The organism is Bacillus sp. JJ1566 (assembly GCF_036962685.1).
Classification (GTDB): Bacteria; Bacillota; Bacilli; order Bacillales; family Bacillaceae_L; genus Ferdinandcohnia.
The window spans coordinates 1-20,154 of the sequence record NZ_JBALOP010000054.1; the positions used below are offsets into that span (position 1 = coordinate 1).

Genomic DNA, 20,154 nt, shown 5'->3' on the forward strand with positions numbered 1-20,154 from the left:
GCGGGAGGGTATGCGTTGGATAAAGTTAGGAGATAGCGAACATTCGAAGCACCGAAAGAGGCATCTAACCGGATAAAATCAGGAGAACGCTAACCTACAGAATCCCGAAAGCCACCCTCGTTTAAATAAGCCGATCCAGTCACTTCACCGAAATACCCGCATCCCAAAATAAAAATACAATCTAGAAAATGCCCCAGCCCCATACTCATCCACCCACATCTAGCCTATACTTAATATCAAACACCAAATGAGAAGGGGGTTTAAACATGCAAAAAAGATTAAAAGATTATGGAATTCAAATCGGTACCATACCGACAGGTCCTTTCAATAAAATCACAGATGTAAAGGGAGTGAGAGTCGGTCACTCCACGATATCAAACGGAGAGATTCAAACTGGTGTGACAGCAATCATCCCACATGAGGATAATATTTTTAACAATAAAGTAGTTGCAGCCTCATATGCTATGAATGGGTTCGGTAAAACGATGGGGACCCTTCAAATCGATGAACTTGGGACGATCGAAACACCTATTCTCCTAACAAATACACTAAGTGTGGGGGTGGTTGCAAATCATCTTATCGGCTATAGCTTAGAGCAAAATAAAGAAATTGGCGACACTACTGGAACTGTAAATCCTGTTATTGGTGAATGTAATGATATGTTTTTAAATAATATCCGGAAACAGTCCATTACGGGAAATCATGTCCAAGAAGCCCTAGAAACAGCAACCACTAATTTTGAAGAGGGAAGTATCGGGGCAGGTACAGGAATGAAATGTTTTGGTTTAAAAGGAGGAATTGGTTCGTCATCGAGGATCCTCACATACCCATATGGTACTTATACTTTAGGGGTATTGGTGCTCTCGAACTTTGGAGAAATCGATCAGTTTCGTTTAAATGGAATTCAGGTGGGGCCGGTGATCAAATCCAAACTTCTTGAAACAAATCTAGATGGTGACAAAGGCTCCATAATGATTATTATTGCAACCGATTTGCCCGTGTCATCACGCCAATTAAAGCGAATCATCAAACGTGCTTCAGTCGGACTAAGCAGAACTGGATCTTTTATAGGAAATGGGAGTGGTGATATTTTCATTGGCTTTTCAACAGCAAATAAAATCAGTCATGAAAATAACAACACACTACAGACATTTAAAGCAGTCCATGAAGATGACCTTGATCAAGCGTTTTTAGCAACAGCCGATGCAACAGAGGAAGCCATTCTACAGTCATTACTAATGGCTAAATCAACTACAGGTCGTAATGGAAATACACTTTATTCTTTAGCGGATTATATGGATGAGATACTTTCAAAATGAGGAGGAATCGTCATGACTAAACCGATTATTGGTGTTACCTCACATGTTGAGTTAGATTCTAAACATACTTTGTCGAATGATTATATTCAAGCGGTTATTCAAGCAGGGGGAATTCCGGTTATTTTGCCAATCGGGATTGATGAAGATGTATCACAGCTTGCTAATAAAATAGATGGACTCCTTTTAACAGGAGGAGGGGATATTGACCCAACCCTATTCGGGGAGGAACCGCATCCAAAGCTTGGAACGATTTCCCCTGGAAGAGACCATTTGGAACCAGCTATTATAAAAGAGATGCTCGCCGCAAATAAGCCAATCCTCGCGATTTGTCGAGGTATTCAAATTTTGAATATTGCGCTTGGAGGGGATATGTATCAGGATATTTATTCACAGCATGAGACCCAATTGCTTCAGCATTCTCAAAGAGCAACAAGGCATCATCTTGCCCATTTTGTAAAAGCGAAGGAAGGTAGTTTACTAGCATCAGTTGCCGGGACTACCGAGTTTAAGGTAAACACGTATCATCATCAGGCTGTTCGCCATGTGCCATTTCCACTTGATGTGTCTGGGGTGGCTTCGGATGGAATAATTGAGGCTATTGAAAGTACGGGGCACTCTTTTGTACTGGGAGTTCAATGGCACCCTGAAGGATTGGCGGTTAACGGGGATGATATTTCAAAGCGTATTTTTTCTAGATTTGTAGAGAGTTGTTAAAAAAGGAGTTTAGCGTGGCTAAACTCCTATCTCCAGTACTCCAAATACTCATAATTGTCGGTGGGAACTTTTTTAATCACTTCGTTTGCTTCATTTCGGTAAATCTCAAATTCCCGGTAGACTTCAACCTTATTTCCGTTCACAATTTCCGTATCAACAAACTGCATCTCCAATTCAGGAATGAGTCCCTCTACCGAGTTTTTCTCTTCTGGATTTACAGAGACCTCCTCATCGGAAGGTAGACCAGAAACAGAAATCGCATTTTTGTATTCGAAGACATCATCCGCTTCAATTACACCGGTTACAAATATAATAAAAAGAATCCCAATTGCAGCCAAAAATTTATTCAATGCTACCAAACTCCTTTTTCAAAGTCTACTACTCATCTATATGCATCCTGAAAAAAGATTAGGACAACTAATCCTACATAAGCAAAAGGTAGTTTGGTAAATAAAACGAGGAGCCAGGAGAACCGTCCCCGCGGTCCCTAGCGGATGTTGGCTTTGCGGATTCCGTCAAAGATGTTGATGGCTGCAGAAACGATGAATGAGATGAGTAAAGTTGCAATGAACCATGTTTTAAATTGGTGATCCTGAGTGTCAAATAGGTTTGTCATCTGCTTGATAAAGTTTTGGTTTAAGATATTGGGATTTATGAAGATTACGATGAATACAAGGGTTGAAAAGACTTGAAGGACCGTATTGTAAATAGCCATTCTTTTCGTCCATTGTCCTTTGATAAATTTATATAGGGTCAATCCGATTTCAAAACCAATCACAACTAGAACAATCGGCCAAAATCTAAGCAATAACTCTTGATTTAAAGCGGGAGTTACAAATTCGAGACCATCATTTTCGCCTTTATAGATACCTAGAAGTTGATTGGCATAAAAATATAGGGTTGCCCAGATTGCAGTCCATAATAGAGCACCAAATACTTCACATTTTGAAATCGCCTTTTTCTTTGGGATATAGGTGATATTTTTTAAATCATCCGGAGTCCATTTTTTTAGGCCGGTGGTTAGTCGCTGATCATCTTTTCCTTTATCCATTCTTTCAATAATGGCGAACACTAGTGTAAACCAAAAGAATGTTTGCATCGAAACGTCAATCATTCTCCAAATCCCCAAACCAATTAAGTCCAACACCACATTAATGACGGCTTCTTCCCCTTGATACCCGATAAAAAATTCGGCAACCACGGAGATGAGTGCAACTACAGCGGCAATCGGTACAATCATTTTGAGTAAGCTTACATACACGTCAAAATAACGTGGACCAATAAGGTGCATGGGTCGGTCGCGATAATTATTAGCTAATTTTACAGGACTTCCTAATTTCTCTAGTACAGTTTTTACATCTTCTTCGTTGTAATCATCAGGCAACATATCCTCAATGGTCGACCGTAGTTCAAGTGCGATATCTTCACGCATTTTTTCAGGAAGTCGTCTCGTAACCTCCTTAATGTAGATGTCAAACAGATTCATAATCTTCCTCTCCCTCTAAAAGTCTGTATAGCTCTTTTGAATTTTGAATCCATTCCTTTTTTAGCTGTAGAAAGATCTCGAGCCCGTATTCACTTAATACATAGTACTTACGGGGTCTGCTTTCAGTTGTATCCCAGCTGCTTGTCACCAATTCTTGTTTTTCCAGTCGTCGAAGCAAGGGATATAAGGTGCTTTGGTCAATTGAAATTCCAGAACCCTCTAATAATTGAACAAGAGAATAACCATATTGTGGGGTTCGTAATTGACTTAAAACTGCTAGTGTCAACGTTCCTCTTCTAAGCTCTGTCATTAATGAGTTTAATAAGTTACTCATTCACCCACCTCATTTTTAATTACTATATGTCATACAGTATTTAGTCTATACTATGTGTCGTACACTATTGTTGTTCCGAAAGCAATGACCCATTTTAAAATAATGACAGAATTTTTTCGTATGGTATAATAAAGACAATTAAATATGAGTAGGGGAGCTCACACATGTGGGCTGAGAGTAAGCGAAATGTAGCTTAGACCCTTTAACCTGATTTGGATAATGCCAACGTAGGGAATTTGTGTAAGTATGTGCGTTCATGCGGTATATCTATTTTAGGTATACCGCATTTTTATTTTGGATAGGAGGATGAAGGATGTTTGAAAAGATTTTAGCTAATGTTAAGGAAAAAACACCGCTTGTACATAATATTACAAACTATGTGACGGTGAATGACGTTGCAAATATTGTTCTTGCTTGTGGGGGTTCACCAATTATGGCGGATGATCCTAAGGAAGTGGCAGATATTACAAGCATTTGTAACGCTCTTGTCATCAATATTGGAACATTAAACGAGCGTACGATTGAATCCATGATTTTAGCAGGAAAAGCTGCAAATAAAATAGGGAACCCGGTTATTTTAGACCCAGTTGGGGCGGGGGCATCAAGCTTACGAACCAATACGGTTTATCTCCTTTTAAAAGAAGTTGAGTTTGCTGTTATCAGAGGAAATTTATCAGAAATAAAGACCGTACATGCTGGCAGTGGAAATACAAAAGGTGTCGATGCAGCAGCAGAAGATGTCATCAACGAAGGAAATATCGCTGAAATGGTTCAATTTGCAAAAGAGGTAAGCAATCAGACAGGTGCCGTTATTGCTATCACGGGCGCGATTGATATCGTTGCAAATCAGGATGAAGCTTTTATAATCCGCAATGGCCACCCAATGATGTCAAAAATTACTGGAACCGGGTGCATGCTTTCAGCAGTTGTAGCTGCTTATTGTGGGGCAAACCCTCAGGACATGTTAAAAGGCACGGCCGCTGCGGTTAGTGCGATGGGGTTATGCGGTGAATTGGCATATCAAAAAGTAGAAAAATTAAATGAAGGAACGTCATCACTGCGCACGTATTTGATTGATGCGATGAGCAACTTAGACTTTATACAACTACAAGGTGGGATGAACATTGAAAATCGATAAAAATGCAATGCTTTTATACGCAGTAACCGATCGTGCTTGGACAGGCAATCAGACATTAGTTGAACAAGTAGAAGCTGCACTAAAGGGTGGAATTACGTTCCTACAGCTTAGAGAAAAAAATCTTGGATATGATGAATTTTTACAGGAAGCCATTGAACTTAAGATGCTAACCGCGTTCTATGATGTTCCATTTGTAATTAACGACAATGTCGAGATCGCACTAGCGTGTGATGCAGATGGCGTGCATGTTGGGCAAGAGGATATGTCGGTTGAAAAGGTCCGCGAATTGATTGGAACAGATAAAATTCTTGGTGTGTCTGCACAAAATGTGGAACAGGCTATTGCCGCTGAAAAAGCTGGAGCCGATTATCTTGGGATTGGTTCTGTTTTTCCAACAAGCACAAAGTCGGATGCAAAACCGATGGCATTTGAAACTGTTCAAGAAATATGTAAAAGCGTATCAATTCCAATTGTTGCAATTGGCGGAATTACAAAAGGGAATATTTTAGAGTTAGCGGGTAGCGGGGTGGACGGAGTAGCCGTTGTATCGGCAATCTTTGCGCAGTCAACTATCACCGCTGCAACCGCAGAATTAAAAGAACTTGCAACTGAAATGGTAAGGAGTGACAGAACATGAAAAAGGTACTGACAATTGCTGGCTCTGATTGCAGTGGGGGAGCGGGGATTCAAGCGGATATTAAAACAATTACCGCCCATAAAATGTATGCAATGAGTGCAATCACGGCTCTCACTGCTCAAAACACAACAGGTGTTTACGGGGTGCTTGATTCTACACCGGAATTTGTTGGCCAGCAGCTTGATTGCATCATGACTGATATTTTTCCTGATAGTGTAAAAATTGGGATGGTGTCCTCACCTGAAATTATTCATAAAATCGTAGAGAAGCTTGAAGAATATCAACCTCAAAATATTGTCGTGGATCCAGTCATGATTTCGACAAGTGGAAGTAGACTATTAAGTGAATCAGCGATGGATGCCCTAATTACTAAATTATTTCCACTGGCAACTGTGATTACACCAAATCTACATGAGGCTGAGGCGCTTTGTGGAATGGAGATTCACACAAAGGAAAACATGCAAGTGGCGGCCGGGAAATTGTCCGAAATGTATAAGGGTGCTATTTTAATCAAAGGGGGTCATCTTGAGGATACAGCGGATGATCTCTTATATAGCGATGGGGAATTTACATGGTTCCCGGGAGCACGTATTGATAATCCGAATACCCATGGCACAGGCTGCACACTTTCATCAGCCATTGCCTGTAATTTAGCTGAAGGGTTGGATATAAAATCAAGTATTCAAGAGGCCAAACGCTATATTACGGGAGCGCTAGAAGCGGGACTTGACCTAGGAAAGGGAAGCGGGCCGTTGAATCATTGTTATGCTTTATAAAGCGCAATTCTGACGGGCTAAAACGCAATTCTGCAAAATAAAGCGCAATTCCACCAGATTAAAACGCAATTCCATCACACACACCGCAATTTTGGTGTGCAATAAAGCTAAAACGCAATTCAATGACAAATGGGGCAGTGGATTTCAAGAGAAATTCACTGCTTTCTTTTTAAATGGTTCGCTTCTGAAATGATCGATTCGATTAGGGTATTGACGCTCTGATTTTTCGATAACCTTGGACTTTGTCCAGACCAAAGGGACATGAAGTTCTTGTTGTTTTGTGAACCTGAAGCTTTTCGGATATCCTGAGTAAGCGAATTTTGAATCGGAAAATCCGGTAAATCTTTTTCGTATTCCTGCATGTTTAAAATAAAGGGGTTAGCAAGTCCTCGTGCCCACTTCCCAGAAAATGAACGGGTTAAAACCGTTTCGTCTTCTGATGCATTAAGGATCGCATCTTTATGTATTTGATGTGCTCCACTCTCCATACAGGTTAAAAATGCAGTGCCCATTTGAACAGCCTGTGCTCCTAAGCAAATGGAAGCCATTAATCCTCTACCATCCATAATTCCACCAGCAGCAATTACGGGAATACTTACATTGTCAGCAACCTGTGGGATAAGTGACATTAACCCGACTAAGTTTTCCTGTTCTCCGTTGATAAAGCTCCCACGATGTCCACCAGCTTCACTACCTTGAACGACAACCATATCCATTCCTGCTTTTTCAACTTCAATAGCTTCTTTAACTGTTGTTGCAGTTCCCATTAAAATAATAGAATGTTGTTTTAATTCCGCGACAACGTTTTTAGAAGGAAGCCCAAATGTAAAAGAACAAATCGGGACCTTTTCTTCAATGACAACTTTGATTTGTTCAACATAATTTTCAAGTGCCTGATGAAAAGAAGGGATTTCAACATGATTGCTGGGAGGTAAATTCAGTTTTTCTCGAATCGGGTTAAGCAATTGATTAGCTGACGTAACTTCAACTTCTTTTGCCTCAAATTCAACTGGAACAAATAGATTAATTCCAAAAGAACCTGTTGTTAATTGCCTGATTTCCTTAATTTGTTCTCCTAATTGGGTAGGCGTCATATAGCCTGCACCAATCATTCCTAAACCACCGGAATTTGAAACAGCAGCAACCAATTCTGAAGTTGTAACACCTCCAGCCATTGGAGCTTGGATAATTGGATATTCAATTTTTAAAAACGTTGTTACTTCATTCTGAAACAAGACTATCACCTCCTGATAGATATGAAAAAAGTGGAGGAATCCCTCCACTTTAATCCTAAAGTTTTGTAGCCTTTAACACAACTGCTTCCCCTTGGAAGGATTTGATTTTATTATTCTCGATTTTAATCCGAAACTTTTGGTTGATTTTATCGGAAGCGTTAAGCATGTACTCGTTTAGTTCAGCCTTCTCTTGCTCTGACAAATGCATGCGGTTACACCAGCTCTCAAATTCAAACGTTTTTTCAAAACGATAGAGTTCTTGGATTTCGAAGCCTTCATTTTCTAGCATTTGGAGCCACTCCGTCTTTTTCCATGCACGGAAATGACTGTAGTCTCGCTTTTTTTCGACTGTATTATAAAAAACATCAAATTCATTGTTTTCAGGTGCAACATTATCATCTAAAAGGAACTGTCCGCCTTTTTTTAAGACACGTGATACTTCACTTACAAAGCTATTAATGTTAGGAAAATGGTGCGGTGCAATCCGACAAGTTACAATATCGAATGATTCATCTAAAAATGGTAGTTTTTCAGCATCACCTTCAACAAAATCAACATTTTCGTGGCCATTTCCTTTAATGAACTTTTCTGCAACAGCTAACATTTCAGGTGTTAAATCGAAAGCTGTAACCTTCCTTACTATAGGAGCAAGGGCATTCGCAGTATGTCCACCACCTGTTGCAATGTCAAGAGCTAGTTCCGTGCCATTGGCATCAGCCATTGCAACTAATGTTTGTAAATCTCCACCTTTTCGATGACCTTCGCTTGTTACATACGATGCAGCACTACGACCAAATTGTTTTTTAACATCATTTTTAATGTTCATCCTCTAACCCCCATTATGCTTGATACTTTTAATCTTATAGTAAATTTTTACATTAGGAAATGTTAAAAAGATTATGAAATGAGATAAGAAAAGGTTATGGACCTCTGAAATAAGAATATTTTTTTGTTTCCTTAATAAATTTAAATGAATACTTCTGAGGGGGTCAGCATGTGGCTGAAGGAAAAAAGATTTTTGTTGGGAATTACAAAGGAGGAGTCGGCAAGACTACGAGTATTTATCAGATTGCACTTCACCTAGCAGAAGCAAAAAAGAAAGTGCTCTTAATTGATTTAGATCCACAGTGTTCGCTGAGCGAAATTTGTCTAACCAGAATTGATAGAAACCTTGCACAGCTTGAATTCAATGAAAGTCTAAATTTTGTCTATGATTTATGGGAGCAATGTAAAGAATACCCATATTTAAAATATTTAATTGATACTTCAAGTTTGATAAAACAAACCTCAGAACAAATCCACTTCATTCCATCTAATCTTTTTCATACAAATGGTGGCCTCGACGAAATTGCTTCAAGATTAAGAGATGATTTCGAAGACCTGGCCGTGCTTCAGCAATTTTTCCAGAGTACGGGGCTCGAATGTCAATATGATTATATATTATTTGATTGTCCACCAAGTAATAATGTGATAACCCAAGGCGCATTTCTTCTCTCAGATTACTATGTGATTCCGTCGATTATTCAAACAATGAGTGTTCGCGGGGTAGTCCATTACACTAAATCGGTTGAAAAGATTTATAACATTTATTGTGTTGAACATAGAAAAGCACAGCTTGCTAGATTATTATTTGGCCCAAAACCAAAATTTATTGGAATTTTTGAAACGCTTAAAAAAGCCAATGTCAACAATGTTCAAGCGATTCAAAGTTTGAGATCAGACTTAGAAAGCGCAGGAATACAATCGATTTTATCAGATTTGGAAGAAGGTAATTATTTTTTCAAAACGGTGATCCAACACTATGAAGCGATTGCGCGTGATACAGCAGATGGCAAAAAACGTTCGGAATATGCAGAATTAACGGATGAAATTCTCTTTTGTATTGAACCTAATATTTTTAATAGTCTCTTATAAGTGGAGGACAAAAGAAATGAGTATATTAACCTATCAAAAGGTCGCAGTTCATTTAGAAAAATTGAAAACAATCTATGAAACACTTCAACTTCCGAAAAAAGAAATAATGGAAATTGAGAAAACAATTGAGATTTTTCATCGTTACGGTGATGTCTTGGTTGAGGAAACAGGAACAACAGCTAATACAGAAAAACAGTCCAACAAAAAACCAAAACCAACGTTTTCCGAAATTGTTGTTTCGTTATTTCAAGAAAACTACGACGGGTTGGTAGGAACGAAACTAAATTATGCTGAGTTTAGAACAGTGGATAAGATTATCGCCTATATTGATGATACCTCTAGAACAAAAGTCATGAAGGATGCTTCTGCAATAGATTTAAAGCTTCTGTATTGCCTACTTACCAAGGATAAACATGAATTAAAAGGAACAAAAAATGAAGTTTACGAGGCGATTAGAAGGGATATTCGCGCTAAAAAGCGTGGAAAGGCATTTTTAGAATTTGCATAATAGGAGCCCCACATTTCAAGCGTGGGGCTCATTAATGGAATGGGCGGAAGGAAATTGGAAGGTGAATTCGGTTCCTTCTCCAACTGTACTTGTAACACGAATCGTGCCCTTCATTGCTTTTACAATACTGTAGACGACCATCATGCCAAGACCGGTACCTTTTGATCCTTTTGTGGAGTAATAAGGCTCACCCAGCCGTTCAATCTGTTCTTTTGTCATCCCCAGTCCTGTGTCTCTTATAACAATTGATACATTTGAGCGGTCATAGCTGGTTTCGACTAATAGTTGACCACCACCTGGCATGGCCTCAATTGCATTTTTCATGACATTAATAAAGCATTGGTGGAACTTCTGACGATCTCCTTCCGTTGAACCAATTAACGCAAAATTCGTAATGATTTCCACGGAGTGCTGATTTGCAGTTGGCCTTAGAATGGAAATAACCTGTTGCAATTCGCGCTTGACTTGAATGGTTTCAATAGATTCTAATGCCGGTTTTGAAAAAGTCAAATAATCTTGAATGACCCTTTCAGCAGATCCTAGTTCTTCTTTAATAATGAATAGGTACTCCTTTTGTTTATGGCGGGGGAGGCTATTAGACATTAACAATTGTACAAATCCCATCGCTGCCGTTAAAGGGTTTCTAATTTCATGGGAAATCGCTGCTCCCAATTGTTCGACCGCATGAAGTTTTTCAGATTTTACAATTGTTTGACGCATTTGGATATTATTGCGGAAAAATTCCGTTAGATAGGATATTATACCTACTCCCATTGGTGGAATGACTAAATATGCAAACCAAGCATCGAAAATATGTATGGGTGGTTTTGAAATTGTCTGTACCCCCGCAGTTAAGGAAGATAAAATAATCGTCATTAGTACCGATATGCATACGCGTTTCATTGAATTCTGTTTCCAAAACCAAGGATATAGCTTCCACAAAATAATAGATAATGGAAGGTAAAGGACGATTGTTGTGTAAAATCCAAAGTTTATACCGTAGAAACCTCTTATTACAATGACAGTTAAGCATAATGCCGGACCAAGCCCAAGATAAAGACCTCCAATTAAAACAGGAATTATGCGAAGGCCAAAAAATTGAGTAGGGGTGGGTTGATAGGAAAATTTAAAGCATACCAATAGAAGCACAACGAACCCTATGTACGCTTCCCATTTTGAAAGGGTAAGATTTCTTTTTCGTTCAAACCATATTAAACCGATAAATGTAAGAATGATTAATAACGAAAGGTTAAATAACATGTGCTTTGTAATTTCCATAATTCACCTTCGACAAATAGTAATAAAGTTTTAAAATATACCAAATAGTTCGACAATATATGATTCTATTATAATACAGATTTAATTATTTTGTGTATAATAAGTGAAAATTTTGGAACAAACTGAAAAACTCTGAAAATAGATCGGTTCTTATTACCTATTTTTGCGTGTAATCATCCTTTTTTGACAACAGATAAAAACGCTACTATAAGAAAGAAAAAAAACTGCCCAGATCTGAGCAGTTTTGATTTACACCAATTGATGTTCTTTTACATAGCGGTTATGAGGATGGTCTTTGCATTCTTGGCTACAGGATCTATAATGCTTGTGCTCACATTCCTCACAAAGAAGCAAATGCTTGTTGCACTCTGGGTTTCCGCACTTCACATAACGTTCCTCAGGTTTTCCACAGTGATAACATTTCCCAACTACTGTTTCCTCACCCGTTCTGTTAACCGGTACCGAAATTCGTTCATCAAATACATAGCACTTTCCATCCCATAAAGCACCTTTCGCCTCTGGGTCATATCCGTAAGTAATGATGCCGCCTTCAAGCTGAGAAACATCCTTAAAGCCTTCTTTCACAAGGAATCCAGAGAATTTTTCACAACGAATGCCGCCTGTACAGTACGTTAATATCTTCTTATCCTTGTACTCACTTAAGTTTTCCTCCACCCATTTTGGCAGCTCACGGAAGGTTTCGATGTCTGGTCGAATCGCACCTTTAAAATGGCCAAGATCATACTCATACGTATTACGGGCATCAAGAATAATGACATCTTCCTGTTGCATTGTTTCAAGGAATTCCTTTGGAGGAAGATGCCTTCCAGTGATTTTATTTGGATTTAAATCGTCTTCAAGACTTAAATTGACAATCTCTGGCTTTACCTTAATTTTTAATTTTTTAAAAGCATGTCCTTCGCTTTTTTCAATTTTAAATACCATGTTTGAAAAACGAGAATCGCTACGCATGTGCTCCATGTATTTTTCGGTTTGCTCCACAGTACCTGAAACTGTACCGTTGATTCCTTCAGCTGCAACTAGGATTCTACCTTTTAATCCAAGATTAGAGCATAATTCAAAATGGGCATCTCGAAAGTCCTGTGGGTCATCGATTTCGATGTATTTGTAATAAAGTAAAACTTGATAATCCAATTTTTTCACCTGTTTCATCTAATGCATTTTCTTTTAGTATAATATCAAAAATTAAGGGTTATGTTAAAGTACTTTTTATTTCCTTATAGCAACGTTGGGTATTTAACACAAGTTGTTTTTTTAACTCTTGCTCATCTATTCCACGCAAAGTGGAAAGGTGACTCAATATACTGTGTAAAAATAATGGAGTAGTTGGTTGATTTTTAAATTCTTCCTCAAATGGCCACGGACCATCGGTTTCGATTAAAAGCTGGGAAAGTGGTACTTGTTTCACTAGCTTTTGATCCCGGATTCGGTAGCAAACTTCAGGTGTAACTGAAATATAATAGCCGGCCCCAATAATATTATTAACTACATCCAGAGGAGCCTTTAGCCAATGGAAATGTGCAGCAGTCATTTGTTTTTTCTGCATCAGGTCAAAAACTATTTTTGCTTTATCATGGATGGCATGCAGCGCAACAGGCAATAGTTGTTTTTTAGCTACTTCAAAGCAACGAGTTAAAAAATCACAATAGTGTTCCAATGTAAATGGAAGCTTTTCAAGATTGTAATGAGGTAGACCAATTTCACCAATCGCCACAATCTTTTCTCTTTCAACCTGTACTAATTGTTCCCATTCTAAAAAGTCCTTTTCAATTGGTAGCGGTTGTTCAGGATGAAATCCAACAGCAGCATGGACAAAGTTAGGAAATTTTTCTTGAAGTCCTAGTGTCCGGTAGGAGGAGGGGAGATCATTAGAAACTGCAATAACACCCTTAACTCCTGCTTCCTGCCATATTTCGATTTGTGCCGGAAGCTTTTTATCATCATATTGCTCAAGATGAATATGGGCGTCAAGCATGGTTTTCACCGTTTAAAGCCCTAATCTTTTGATAGGTCTCATGGCTAAATTCCTTATAAGGCGAGTCAGGTAGATGGTCAAACATATCAACTGCTTTTTTCGCTGCCAACAATGCCTCGTCTATTTTTCCAAGCTCAACTAGGCAAAGGGCTATATGCGTGTCTTTCAAATAAAATTGTGACAAATCAAAGGGATGACGGTGATAATCAGGGACCTCAACTTGTTCTAAATAATCGATTGCTTCCTGATATTGTCCAAGTCCACGTAATGCTTTTCCTTTTTCCAAATAAAACCATTCCTTAAATTGTTGTTGATGAAATTCTGGATTAGCTAAAAACTGATCTATGATTTCAAGAGCTGCACCGTATTCATGCTTCACAGAATTAAGCGATTCAATATAGAAAAGCTGTGACGTAATCTTAGACATTTTATCATCAGAAAACGCAGCGTACTGTTTTAATTTACTTAAATAGTGTTCATGTAATTCCTGATCATTAGCCATCATTGTATAAGCAGCAGCAAGCCTGTATAAATCATCAATTAAATAAAAAATTTTATTTTTTTGTGAAAAGGAAATCGCTTCATCCATAACACGCTTAGCGGATTTACTATCTCCTACTGCAAAATATAAAATCGCTTCTTGATAATCAAGGTCTAAACGTGAAACGGGATCGAGAAAAACATGATTTTTCTCAATTTCCTTACGTTCGTGGAGGATTGTAGCAAGAGCTTCCTCATAATGATAGTCCAAAAAATGAACAAGTCCTCGAAAGACGGCGATGCTCGTCCTTTTGGTTGTGACATTCATTTGGTCGTATAGGTTTGCGGCCTGCTCAAGTTGTTGTGCCCAATCACCTTGTTTTTCCCAATAAAGACTGTATCCGTATAATTCTAACAGCCTGGCAGCCACATATCCCTGATTTAATTGAGGAACATAAGACTCAATTAATGAAATAAGCTGTTTATATTTATCAGGAACTTCTTCCGCACTAACAACGAATATTTTTTCCGCTTGATCCAATACGTCCTGTAATTCATCATAATTTACTTCATTTAAAAGCTGTGACAGCTCAATCTCAAGTCTTTCTGCAATATAGGTTAAGCTCTCCATCGATGGATTAGCTTTATTATTTTCGATAAGGCTCAGCATGCCCTTTGTTAGTTTTGTACCTGCAAGCTCTTCTAGCGTTAATTTCTTTTGTTTGCGTAATTTTCGGATGCGTTCACCAAGCATGAGAAATAGGCACTCTCCCTATTTTTAGTATTTTGTTTAATTATATTAAACTTTTTGTTGAAAAGAAAGTATAATGATGATATGATTTGTTTAATCAAATTAAACTTTTCCGTTATTGGAGGAATTAGCATGAATGAACAACAAAAGCTTAAAAGAGCAACGTATCATTTATTTACATTCACAATCAGTAAAATCATTTCCTCATTTGGCGCACAAGTATACGCATTTGCAATCAGCTTTTATATACTGCAACTAACAGGATCGGCGACAAGCTTCGCTACAAATCTGATTTGTAATCTATTGCCGAGAGCCCTTGTCGCACCGCTTGCTGGATATGCGGCTGACAAATATTCTCGGAAAAAAATCGTCATCATCTCGCAACTCGTGACGACGTTAGCGATTGTCGGGCTATTTGTAGTGAGCATGACGTACGGTTTATCACTAATAGCAATTTACACAACAACGGTAGTATTATCCATCTCAACTTCATTTACAGGTGTAACATTTACGTCATCAGTTACCGGCTTGGTTGATGAAGACCGTATTCAACGTGCAACGTCACTTAATCAAATCTCGATGTCATTTGCAGCTATCGGTAGTCCTGCAGTTGGAGGACTTTTATATGGGACTGTATCGATGGAAATCTTTTTAGGAATGTATATCGTAGCTTCTGTAATTGCTGTTATTCTAGAATCAACAATGAACTTCAATCTGTTCTCAAAACGTAAGGCTACAGAAGAACAAGAATCGAAAGAAACGATGTGGCAAAGCATTAAGGAAGGAATCAGCTATTTAAAAACAAAGCAGGTTCTTATGATCATGATTTGGATTTCGTTAATAATTAACTTTTTATTTGGAGCATTTGAAGTTGGTTATTCATTTATTTTAATTGAAAAATTAAAAATGGCTTCACAGCATTTTGGCTTCACACAAGGCGCATTTGCTGTAGGAATGCTACTATTCTCGATTTACTTCTCGATTCGAAAAGAAGTGAAGTTCCCATTCCTTGTATCTAAGCGCGGAATTATTGGTTTAGGTGTAATCATGGGAGCGATGTCTGTTCCATTAATGATCTCGTTGTCTTATTGGTCAGTGTTTGCATTCTACTTTGTAGCCATGTTCACATTTGGTGCTACAATCATTGTTGTTAACACACCTATTCAAGTGATGATGCAAAAAATGATTGATGATGACTTCAAAGGGCGTGTATTCTCGATTTTGGAATCAATGGCTGTTGCTCTAATGCCACTTGGGATGATCATATTCGGATTTTTATATGATGTCCTACCAGGTCAATATATCCTTATTGTTTCAGCTATTGCATTAATAGGAGTAACTCTCGTCCTAGCAAGACCAAGCGTCATGCGAAAAGCACATCCGGAATTAATCGAGAAAAAAACAGTCGTGGAAAAAACAAGTACGGCTATATAACGCTATGGGCCTTTCTCAATGATGGGAAAGGCTTTTGTTGTGAACAAAATATGACAATGTGTCATTTTAAATTGACTTGTGACACTGTGTCATTTAAGATTTAAATAGTGAGGTGACACAACGTCATGTTAAAAGTTGATTCGAAAAATGAACTAAACAAACTGAAACTACGAAAGCTTGTGGAAAAACTACAAAAGCTTGGTGTCAAGGCTTCAATCATCAAGAAACCTGCAACTTTATTCAGGTAGCAAAACTATTTTAATCAGTTAAGAATATAGTTAAATAAGTTTCCAACTCGTTGGTGGTATAACCCCAACTGAATAAAGTTAAGCCTCCGGCGGATGCCACAGATTTTCAATGGAAATTTTTCGAGCAAAAGCTCAAAGACTAAGAACGCCACTTCCTGTGGCAACGTCTTTGTGACCCACATCGTGTGGGCCTAAAAAATCTGGGCGGCAAATATGCCAAGGCGTATTTGTTTCACACTAGAAGTAAGGAGACGAATGATGTCTGTAGGTATTAGAATTGATCAGCTAAAAGATGTGAAGGTGGAGTTACTACGATTTATGATGTCGTATAAGTTTGCACTTGAAGAAATGATGACGAAAATCAACATTTTAAAGCAGGAATTTAAGTATATACATGATTACAACCCAATCGAACACGTTTCATCTCGACTAAAATCACCGGAAAGTATCCTAAATAAAGTCCACCGTAAAGGATATGACTATTCGATTGAGTCCATTAAAGAAAACATCCGTGATATTGCGGGGATTCGTATCACTTGCTCATACATTTCGGATATTTATAAAATCAGTAAAATGCTGCAACAACAAAAGGATGTTACCGTAATTGAATGTAAGGATTATATTGAAAATCCAAAGCCAAATGGTTATCAAAGCTTGCATTTAATTGTGCAAATCCCCATCTTTATGTCCGACCGTGAGAATCATGTTTTCGTTGAAATTCAAATCCGAACCATCGCAATGGATTTCTGGGCAAGCTTGGAGCACAAAATTTACTATAAATACAATAAAGAAATCCCTCAGTATATGAAGGATGAATTAAAAGAAGCCGCCGTAACGGCATCTCAATTAGATAAAAAGATGGAAAAACTTCAACAAGAAATGAACAAACTAAAAGAGTCAGCAAAAGCAGAAGAGCTCTACAAAAATGATGAGCAAATCCTTCTTCCATACGACTTTCTATCGTTGGTCAAATAGCGGAATAGGTAGGGGTGGAAATGCCTAAACTTACTTTTTTTAATTTACCTGAGGATAAAAAACAAACATTAATTGAAGCGGCCAAAAAGGAATTTTCCAGCGTCCCCTTGTCCGAAGCTTCGATTTCAAATATTATCAAATCTGCTGGAATCCCACGTGGTAGCTTTTATCAATATTTTGAGGACAAGGAGGATGCCTTTTTCTTTTTATTAGGTGAGTTTGCAAAGGAAAAGAAGACAGCATTTCTTGCCATGCTCGACAAGTACGAGGGTGATATATTTAAAACATTTCTCGACTTTTTTGAGTTGTTCATAGATGAAGGTGAAAACCTGACATTTTTAAAAAATGCATTGCTTAATATGACCCATAAAATTGAACGTACATTTGATAAAATGACGAGTGAACATGAAATAAACGAAAATTTTAAGGTGCTATGCTCGCAAATGAACATAAGCAATTTAAATGTCTCAGACGAGGTGGAATTATTTCATGCCTTACAAATCATGACATCTGTTATGTTACGCAATCTAATCCACGCATTTGCTCATGATTTGCCTCGTAATACGGCATTGAAAAATTTTATGACGGAAATGAATTTATTGAAAAAAGGATTCGTCCGGTAGGGGTCACTTGTGATCCGCCGGGCTTTTTATTTTTCGAGCTTTTTTTTAATAAAAATGAAGTATAATAGAATGCATTAATATGGACTTCAGATTGGATGGGTGTATGTGCAAAAACATTACTTATATGGGCTTTTGTTATTTGTGATGATGGCGTGGGGGCTAAATATTGTCGCGATCAAAATATTGGTCGAAAATTTTCCTCCGTTTACCATTACCGGCCTACGAATTCTTGCAGCAGGCCTCGTGATTTTTGTCTTTTTGTATATAAAAAAAGACCTTCAAAAAATGAACCTACATGAGTTCGGGTATGTCGCACTTAGTGCTTTAACCGGGATATTTGGCCACCAAGCCCTATTATCCATCGGCTTAGTCAGCACAAGTGCCACTAATGGCGCATCCATACTAGCCTTAATACCACTTGTTACCAATATTTTAGCGGTGCTATTCCTAAAAGCTAAAATGACTATTTTAAAAGTGTGCGGTGTGTTACTTGGAATAATTGGTATTTACTTTATTTTGGTCCTCGGTGGTGGCTCTTTTACGAAGCTTTCAAGCGGGGATTTATATGTGTTTTTATCAGTCATTGCGCAGGGGCTAAGCTTCATTTTTATCCGAAAAGCTTCCTATACATTGAACCCAAAAACAATTACCTGCTACGCATTATTAATGGGGGCGGGATTTTTAGTCATGTTAAGCTTCGCCTTAGAAAGTCAATCTATCAATCAAATCGGAGATGCTCCTTCTTATGTGTGGATCATTTTTATTGCATCAGCCATTATCTCAACTGGAATCGGAAACCTGTGTTATAACTTTGCCATTTCACAGCTTGGTGCAGGTGAGACTGCCATTTTCCTTAATCTCTCGCCATTCTTTTCATTAATAGGGTCGGTGTTGTTTTTAAATGAACCATTTAAATTGATTCAGTTAGTTGGCTTTATTTTGATTGTAATGGGTGTATTATTAGGAACAGAATTATTTGAACGAAAACCACGGATCGATAAGCAAGTGGGGGTGTCAGTTTCAAAATAAATAAGTGTGGGTCAGCCTGTCTAAATAGGGCTGGCCTTTTTTTGCTTAGGGCACTATTATTTTAAGATAGGTCAGAAATAATCGAAGTTAGGGCGCAACCGTTGAAAGATAGGGAACAAATATTTGAAGTAGGGGTACAAATAATGTAAGTTAGGGCACAATTACCCGATACAGAACGAAAAAAGTAAGATAAAATTGAAGAAGAATAGACCAAATTTAAAGGAGTGGCATACATATGGATTTAAAGTTAGATGGAAAAACAGCAGTGGTAGTGGCATCTAGTCAGGGACTCGGAAAGGCAATCGCAACACAGCTAGTAAAAGAAGGCGCGAATGTCATGCTTGCAAGCCGCAGTGAAGAAAAATTAAAAGAAGTACAAGCTGAACTTTCCGCATTCAACAAAGGTAGAGTCTCATACCTTCAAACAGATATTACTAATAAAGAAGATATCGAGGCTCTAATAAACCATACAGTTGAAACGTTCGGAACAATTGATATTCTTGTCAACAACGCAGGAGGTCCCCCAGCGGGAACTTTTGATCAGTTAGATGATGAGGCTTGGCAGGGAGCGTTTGAATTAAATCTATTAAGCTATATTCGAATGATACGAGGAGCACTACCGCATATGAAAAAAAATGGTGGAAAAATCATCAATATTGCATCTTCCTCCATTAAAATGCCTCTTCCAGGGTTAATTCTTTCTAATACTTTTCGCCTAGGGATTGTCGGTTTAGCAAAAACATTAGCCGAAGAATTAGCACCGCATAATATCCTTATTAATACAGTTGCACCTGGACGAATTGCAACAGACCGTGTGACTCATTTGGATAGTGTCAATGCAGAAAAACTTGGGAAGCCGATAGAAGAAGTTGAAGAAATGTTCAAAGAAACAATTCCGTTAAAACGCTATGGCACACCTGAAGAATTTGCAAATTTCGTTACATTTTTAGTGTCGGATGCGAATAGCTATATGACTGGGCAAGCCTATCTGGTTGACGGCGGTATGGTGAAAGCAATCTAAAAAATGAAGCCTGTTTCCCAATAAAAAGGGGAACAGGCTTTTTTATTTTTTTACATATGGTTGGTAAGACGCAAAAAATGAAAAATTGACGCAAATCCGTTTCGGACGATGCAAAAAACCGAATAACGACGCAAATCTGTTTCGCAACGACGCAAAAAACTAAATATCGCCGCAAATCCAGTTCGTACAGGATTCATATCACCATGACAAAAGTCATAGTTCAAATAGAGGGATGGTTTTGCTTGAATTTTGTCGAAT

Annotated in this window: 22 protein-coding genes and 1 riboswitch; of the genes, 13 read left to right on the plus strand and 9 right to left on the minus strand. The window is 38.1% G+C overall.

The annotated features are described in order from the left end of the window. The first annotated feature begins 266 nt into the window (after window positions 1-266). On the plus strand, window positions 267-1,319 hold the full coding sequence (locus tag V7112_RS19160) for a DmpA family aminopeptidase (protein WP_335422843.1): 1,053 nt from the start codon (window positions 267-269) through the stop codon (window positions 1,317-1,319). Between the two features lie 12 nt (window positions 1,320-1,331). After that, entirely contained in the window at window positions 1,332-2,033 is a 702-nt protein-coding gene (locus V7112_RS19165) for a gamma-glutamyl-gamma-aminobutyrate hydrolase family protein (protein ID WP_335422845.1), read from the plus strand. A gap of 26 nt (window positions 2,034-2,059) precedes the next feature. Here V7112_RS19165 and V7112_RS19170 read toward each other — a convergent pair whose 3' ends face one another. From V7112_RS19170 to V7112_RS19180, 3 genes are all read right to left on the minus strand, one after another. Continuing rightward, window positions 2,060-2,383 (minus strand): hypothetical protein, encoded by a 324-nt coding sequence (locus V7112_RS19170; protein ID WP_335422847.1) that lies wholly within the window; start codon window positions 2,381-2,383, stop codon window positions 2,060-2,062. A 137-nt stretch (window positions 2,384-2,520) separates the two neighbouring features. Continuing rightward, on the minus strand, window positions 2,521-3,519 hold the full coding sequence (locus tag V7112_RS19175; protein ID WP_335422848.1) for an HAAS signaling domain-containing protein: 999 nt from the start codon (window positions 3,517-3,519) through the stop codon (window positions 2,521-2,523). Continuing rightward, window positions 3,506-3,853: a PadR family transcriptional regulator gene (locus V7112_RS19180; protein ID WP_335422850.1), complete on the minus strand. Its 348-nt coding sequence runs from the start codon at window positions 3,851-3,853 to the stop codon at window positions 3,506-3,508. The genes V7112_RS19175 and V7112_RS19180 overlap by 14 nt, the downstream gene beginning before the upstream one ends. A 140-nt stretch (window positions 3,854-3,993) precedes the next feature. After that, a riboswitch (TPP riboswitch) is annotated at window positions 3,994-4,104 on the plus strand. Between the two features lie 62 nt (window positions 4,105-4,166). Here V7112_RS19180 and thiM point away from each other — a divergent pair. The 3 genes from thiM to thiD are packed head-to-tail and all read left to right on the plus strand — an operon-like array spanning window position 4,167 to window position 6,404. Further along, entirely contained in the window at window positions 4,167-4,991 is an 825-nt protein-coding gene (gene thiM, locus V7112_RS19185; RefSeq protein WP_335422852.1) for a hydroxyethylthiazole kinase, read from the plus strand. Continuing rightward, on the plus strand, window positions 4,978-5,628 hold the full coding sequence (gene thiE, locus V7112_RS19190; protein ID WP_335422854.1) for a thiamine phosphate synthase: 651 nt from the start codon (window positions 4,978-4,980) through the stop codon (window positions 5,626-5,628). Before thiM ends, thiE begins: the two co-directional genes overlap by 14 nt. Further along, the gene (gene thiD, locus V7112_RS19195; RefSeq protein ID WP_335422856.1) at window positions 5,625-6,404 is read left to right on the plus strand and encodes a bifunctional hydroxymethylpyrimidine kinase/phosphomethylpyrimidine kinase; all 780 of its coding nucleotides are present in this window, start codon (window positions 5,625-5,627) and stop codon (window positions 6,402-6,404) included. The genes thiE and thiD overlap by 4 nt, the downstream gene beginning before the upstream one ends. Window positions 6,405-6,559: 155 nt before the next feature. On the opposite strand, the gene V7112_RS19200 is transcribed toward thiD, so the two are convergent. After that, complete coding sequence (locus V7112_RS19200; RefSeq protein ID WP_335422858.1) at window positions 6,560-7,639, minus strand: NAD(P)H-dependent flavin oxidoreductase; 1,080 nt, start codon at window positions 7,637-7,639, stop codon at window positions 6,560-6,562. 55 nt (window positions 7,640-7,694) lie between these two features. Further along, complete coding sequence (locus V7112_RS19205) at window positions 7,695-8,465, minus strand: class I SAM-dependent methyltransferase (protein ID WP_335422860.1); 771 nt, start codon at window positions 8,463-8,465, stop codon at window positions 7,695-7,697. A 170-nt stretch (window positions 8,466-8,635) separates the two neighbouring features. Here V7112_RS19205 and V7112_RS19210 point away from each other — a divergent pair, with 170 nt between their 5' ends. Together V7112_RS19210 and V7112_RS19215 are read left to right on the plus strand one after the other, a co-directional pair. Next, entirely contained in the window at window positions 8,636-9,553 is a 918-nt protein-coding gene (locus V7112_RS19210; RefSeq protein ID WP_335422861.1) for a ParA family protein, read from the plus strand. Window positions 9,554-9,569: 16 nt separating this feature from the next. Next, window positions 9,570-10,061, plus strand: a complete 492-nt coding sequence (locus tag V7112_RS19215; RefSeq protein WP_335422864.1) for a hypothetical protein — start codon at window positions 9,570-9,572, stop codon at window positions 10,059-10,061. A 15-nt stretch (window positions 10,062-10,076) separates the two neighbouring features. Here the strand turns inward: V7112_RS19215 and V7112_RS19220 are convergent, their stop codons facing one another. The 4 genes from V7112_RS19220 to V7112_RS19235 form a co-directional block, all read right to left on the minus strand. Continuing rightward, window positions 10,077-11,339, minus strand: a complete 1,263-nt coding sequence (locus V7112_RS19220; protein WP_335422867.1) for a HAMP domain-containing sensor histidine kinase — start codon at window positions 11,337-11,339, stop codon at window positions 10,077-10,079. 249 nt (window positions 11,340-11,588) lie between these two features. After that, on the minus strand, window positions 11,589-12,512 hold the full coding sequence (gene trhO / locus V7112_RS19225; RefSeq protein ID WP_335422869.1) for an oxygen-dependent tRNA uridine(34) hydroxylase TrhO: 924 nt from the start codon (window positions 12,510-12,512) through the stop codon (window positions 11,589-11,591). Window positions 12,513-12,552: 40 nt separating this feature from the next. Then, window positions 12,553-13,335, minus strand: coding sequence for a TatD family hydrolase (locus V7112_RS19230; RefSeq protein WP_335422950.1), 783 nt, complete (start codon window positions 13,333-13,335; stop codon window positions 12,553-12,555). Further along, a complete protein-coding gene (locus tag V7112_RS19235; RefSeq protein WP_335422871.1) occupies window positions 13,328-14,569 on the minus strand; it encodes a helix-turn-helix domain-containing protein in 1,242 nt (413 codons plus the stop codon). The genes V7112_RS19230 and V7112_RS19235 overlap by 8 nt, the downstream gene beginning before the upstream one ends. Window positions 14,570-14,698: 129 nt before the next feature. Here V7112_RS19235 and V7112_RS19240 point away from each other — a divergent pair, with 129 nt between their 5' ends. From V7112_RS19240 to V7112_RS19265, 6 genes are all read left to right on the plus strand, one after another. Then, the gene (locus V7112_RS19240; RefSeq protein ID WP_335422873.1) at window positions 14,699-16,000 is read left to right on the plus strand and encodes an MFS transporter; all 1,302 of its coding nucleotides are present in this window, start codon (window positions 14,699-14,701) and stop codon (window positions 15,998-16,000) included. Between the two features lie 125 nt (window positions 16,001-16,125). Continuing rightward, a complete protein-coding gene (locus V7112_RS19245; protein WP_335422875.1) occupies window positions 16,126-16,248 on the plus strand; it encodes a hypothetical protein in 123 nt (40 codons plus the stop codon). Between the two features lie 258 nt (window positions 16,249-16,506). Continuing rightward, window positions 16,507-17,223 (plus strand): GTP pyrophosphokinase, encoded by a 717-nt coding sequence (locus V7112_RS19250; RefSeq protein ID WP_335422877.1) that lies wholly within the window; start codon window positions 16,507-16,509, stop codon window positions 17,221-17,223. 20 nt (window positions 17,224-17,243) lie between these two features. Next, window positions 17,244-17,846, plus strand: a complete 603-nt coding sequence (locus V7112_RS19255; protein ID WP_335422879.1) for a TetR/AcrR family transcriptional regulator — start codon at window positions 17,244-17,246, stop codon at window positions 17,844-17,846. Between the two features lie 105 nt (window positions 17,847-17,951). Next, window positions 17,952-18,875 carry a DMT family transporter gene (locus V7112_RS19260; protein WP_335422881.1) on the plus strand — a complete coding sequence of 308 codons (924 nt, stop codon included), beginning with the start codon at window positions 17,952-17,954 and terminating at the stop codon, window positions 18,873-18,875. Window positions 18,876-19,110: 235 nt separating this feature from the next. After that, window positions 19,111-19,896: an SDR family oxidoreductase gene (locus tag V7112_RS19265; protein WP_335422883.1), complete on the plus strand. Its 786-nt coding sequence runs from the start codon at window positions 19,111-19,113 to the stop codon at window positions 19,894-19,896. Window positions 19,897-20,154 lie beyond the last annotated feature (258 nt).

Excerpts from the sequence above, each read along its gene's own strand:
- V7112_RS19230 (WP_335422950.1), bottom strand. The coding sequence starts at position 13,335 with ATGCTTGACGCCCATATTCATCTTGAGCAATATGATGATAAAAAGCTT.
- V7112_RS19250 (WP_335422877.1), top strand. The coding sequence starts at position 16,507 with ATGTCTGTAGGTATTAGAATTGATCAGCTAAAAGATGTGAAGGTGGAG.
- V7112_RS19265 (WP_335422883.1), top strand. The coding sequence starts at position 19,111 with ATGGATTTAAAGTTAGATGGAAAAACAGCAGTGGTAGTGGCATCTAGT.
- V7112_RS19160 (WP_335422843.1), top strand. The coding sequence starts at position 267 with ATGCAAAAAAGATTAAAAGATTATGGAATTCAAATCGGTACCATACCG.
- V7112_RS19255 (WP_335422879.1), top strand. The coding sequence starts at position 17,244 with ATGCCTAAACTTACTTTTTTTAATTTACCTGAGGATAAAAAACAAACA.
- thiD (WP_335422856.1), top strand. The coding sequence starts at position 5,625 with ATGAAAAAGGTACTGACAATTGCTGGCTCTGATTGCAGTGGGGGAGCG.
- V7112_RS19205 (WP_335422860.1), bottom strand. The coding sequence starts at position 8,465 with ATGAACATTAAAAATGATGTTAAAAAACAATTTGGTCGTAGTGCTGCA.
- trhO (WP_335422869.1), bottom strand. The coding sequence starts at position 12,512 with ATGAAACAGGTGAAAAAATTGGATTATCAAGTTTTACTTTATTACAAA.
- V7112_RS19165 (WP_335422845.1), top strand. The coding sequence starts at position 1,332 with ATGACTAAACCGATTATTGGTGTTACCTCACATGTTGAGTTAGATTCT.
- thiM (WP_335422852.1), top strand. The coding sequence starts at position 4,167 with ATGTTTGAAAAGATTTTAGCTAATGTTAAGGAAAAAACACCGCTTGTA.
- V7112_RS19215 (WP_335422864.1), top strand. The coding sequence starts at position 9,570 with ATGAGTATATTAACCTATCAAAAGGTCGCAGTTCATTTAGAAAAATTG.
- V7112_RS19220 (WP_335422867.1), bottom strand. The coding sequence starts at position 11,339 with ATGGAAATTACAAAGCACATGTTATTTAACCTTTCGTTATTAATCATT.
- V7112_RS19180 (WP_335422850.1), bottom strand. The coding sequence starts at position 3,853 with ATGAGTAACTTATTAAACTCATTAATGACAGAGCTTAGAAGAGGAACG.
- V7112_RS19235 (WP_335422871.1), bottom strand. The coding sequence starts at position 14,569 with ATGCTTGGTGAACGCATCCGAAAATTACGCAAACAAAAGAAATTAACG.
- V7112_RS19245 (WP_335422875.1), top strand. The coding sequence starts at position 16,126 with ATGTTAAAAGTTGATTCGAAAAATGAACTAAACAAACTGAAACTACGA.
- V7112_RS19175 (WP_335422848.1), bottom strand. The coding sequence starts at position 3,519 with ATGAATCTGTTTGACATCTACATTAAGGAGGTTACGAGACGACTTCCT.
- V7112_RS19240 (WP_335422873.1), top strand. The coding sequence starts at position 14,699 with ATGAATGAACAACAAAAGCTTAAAAGAGCAACGTATCATTTATTTACA.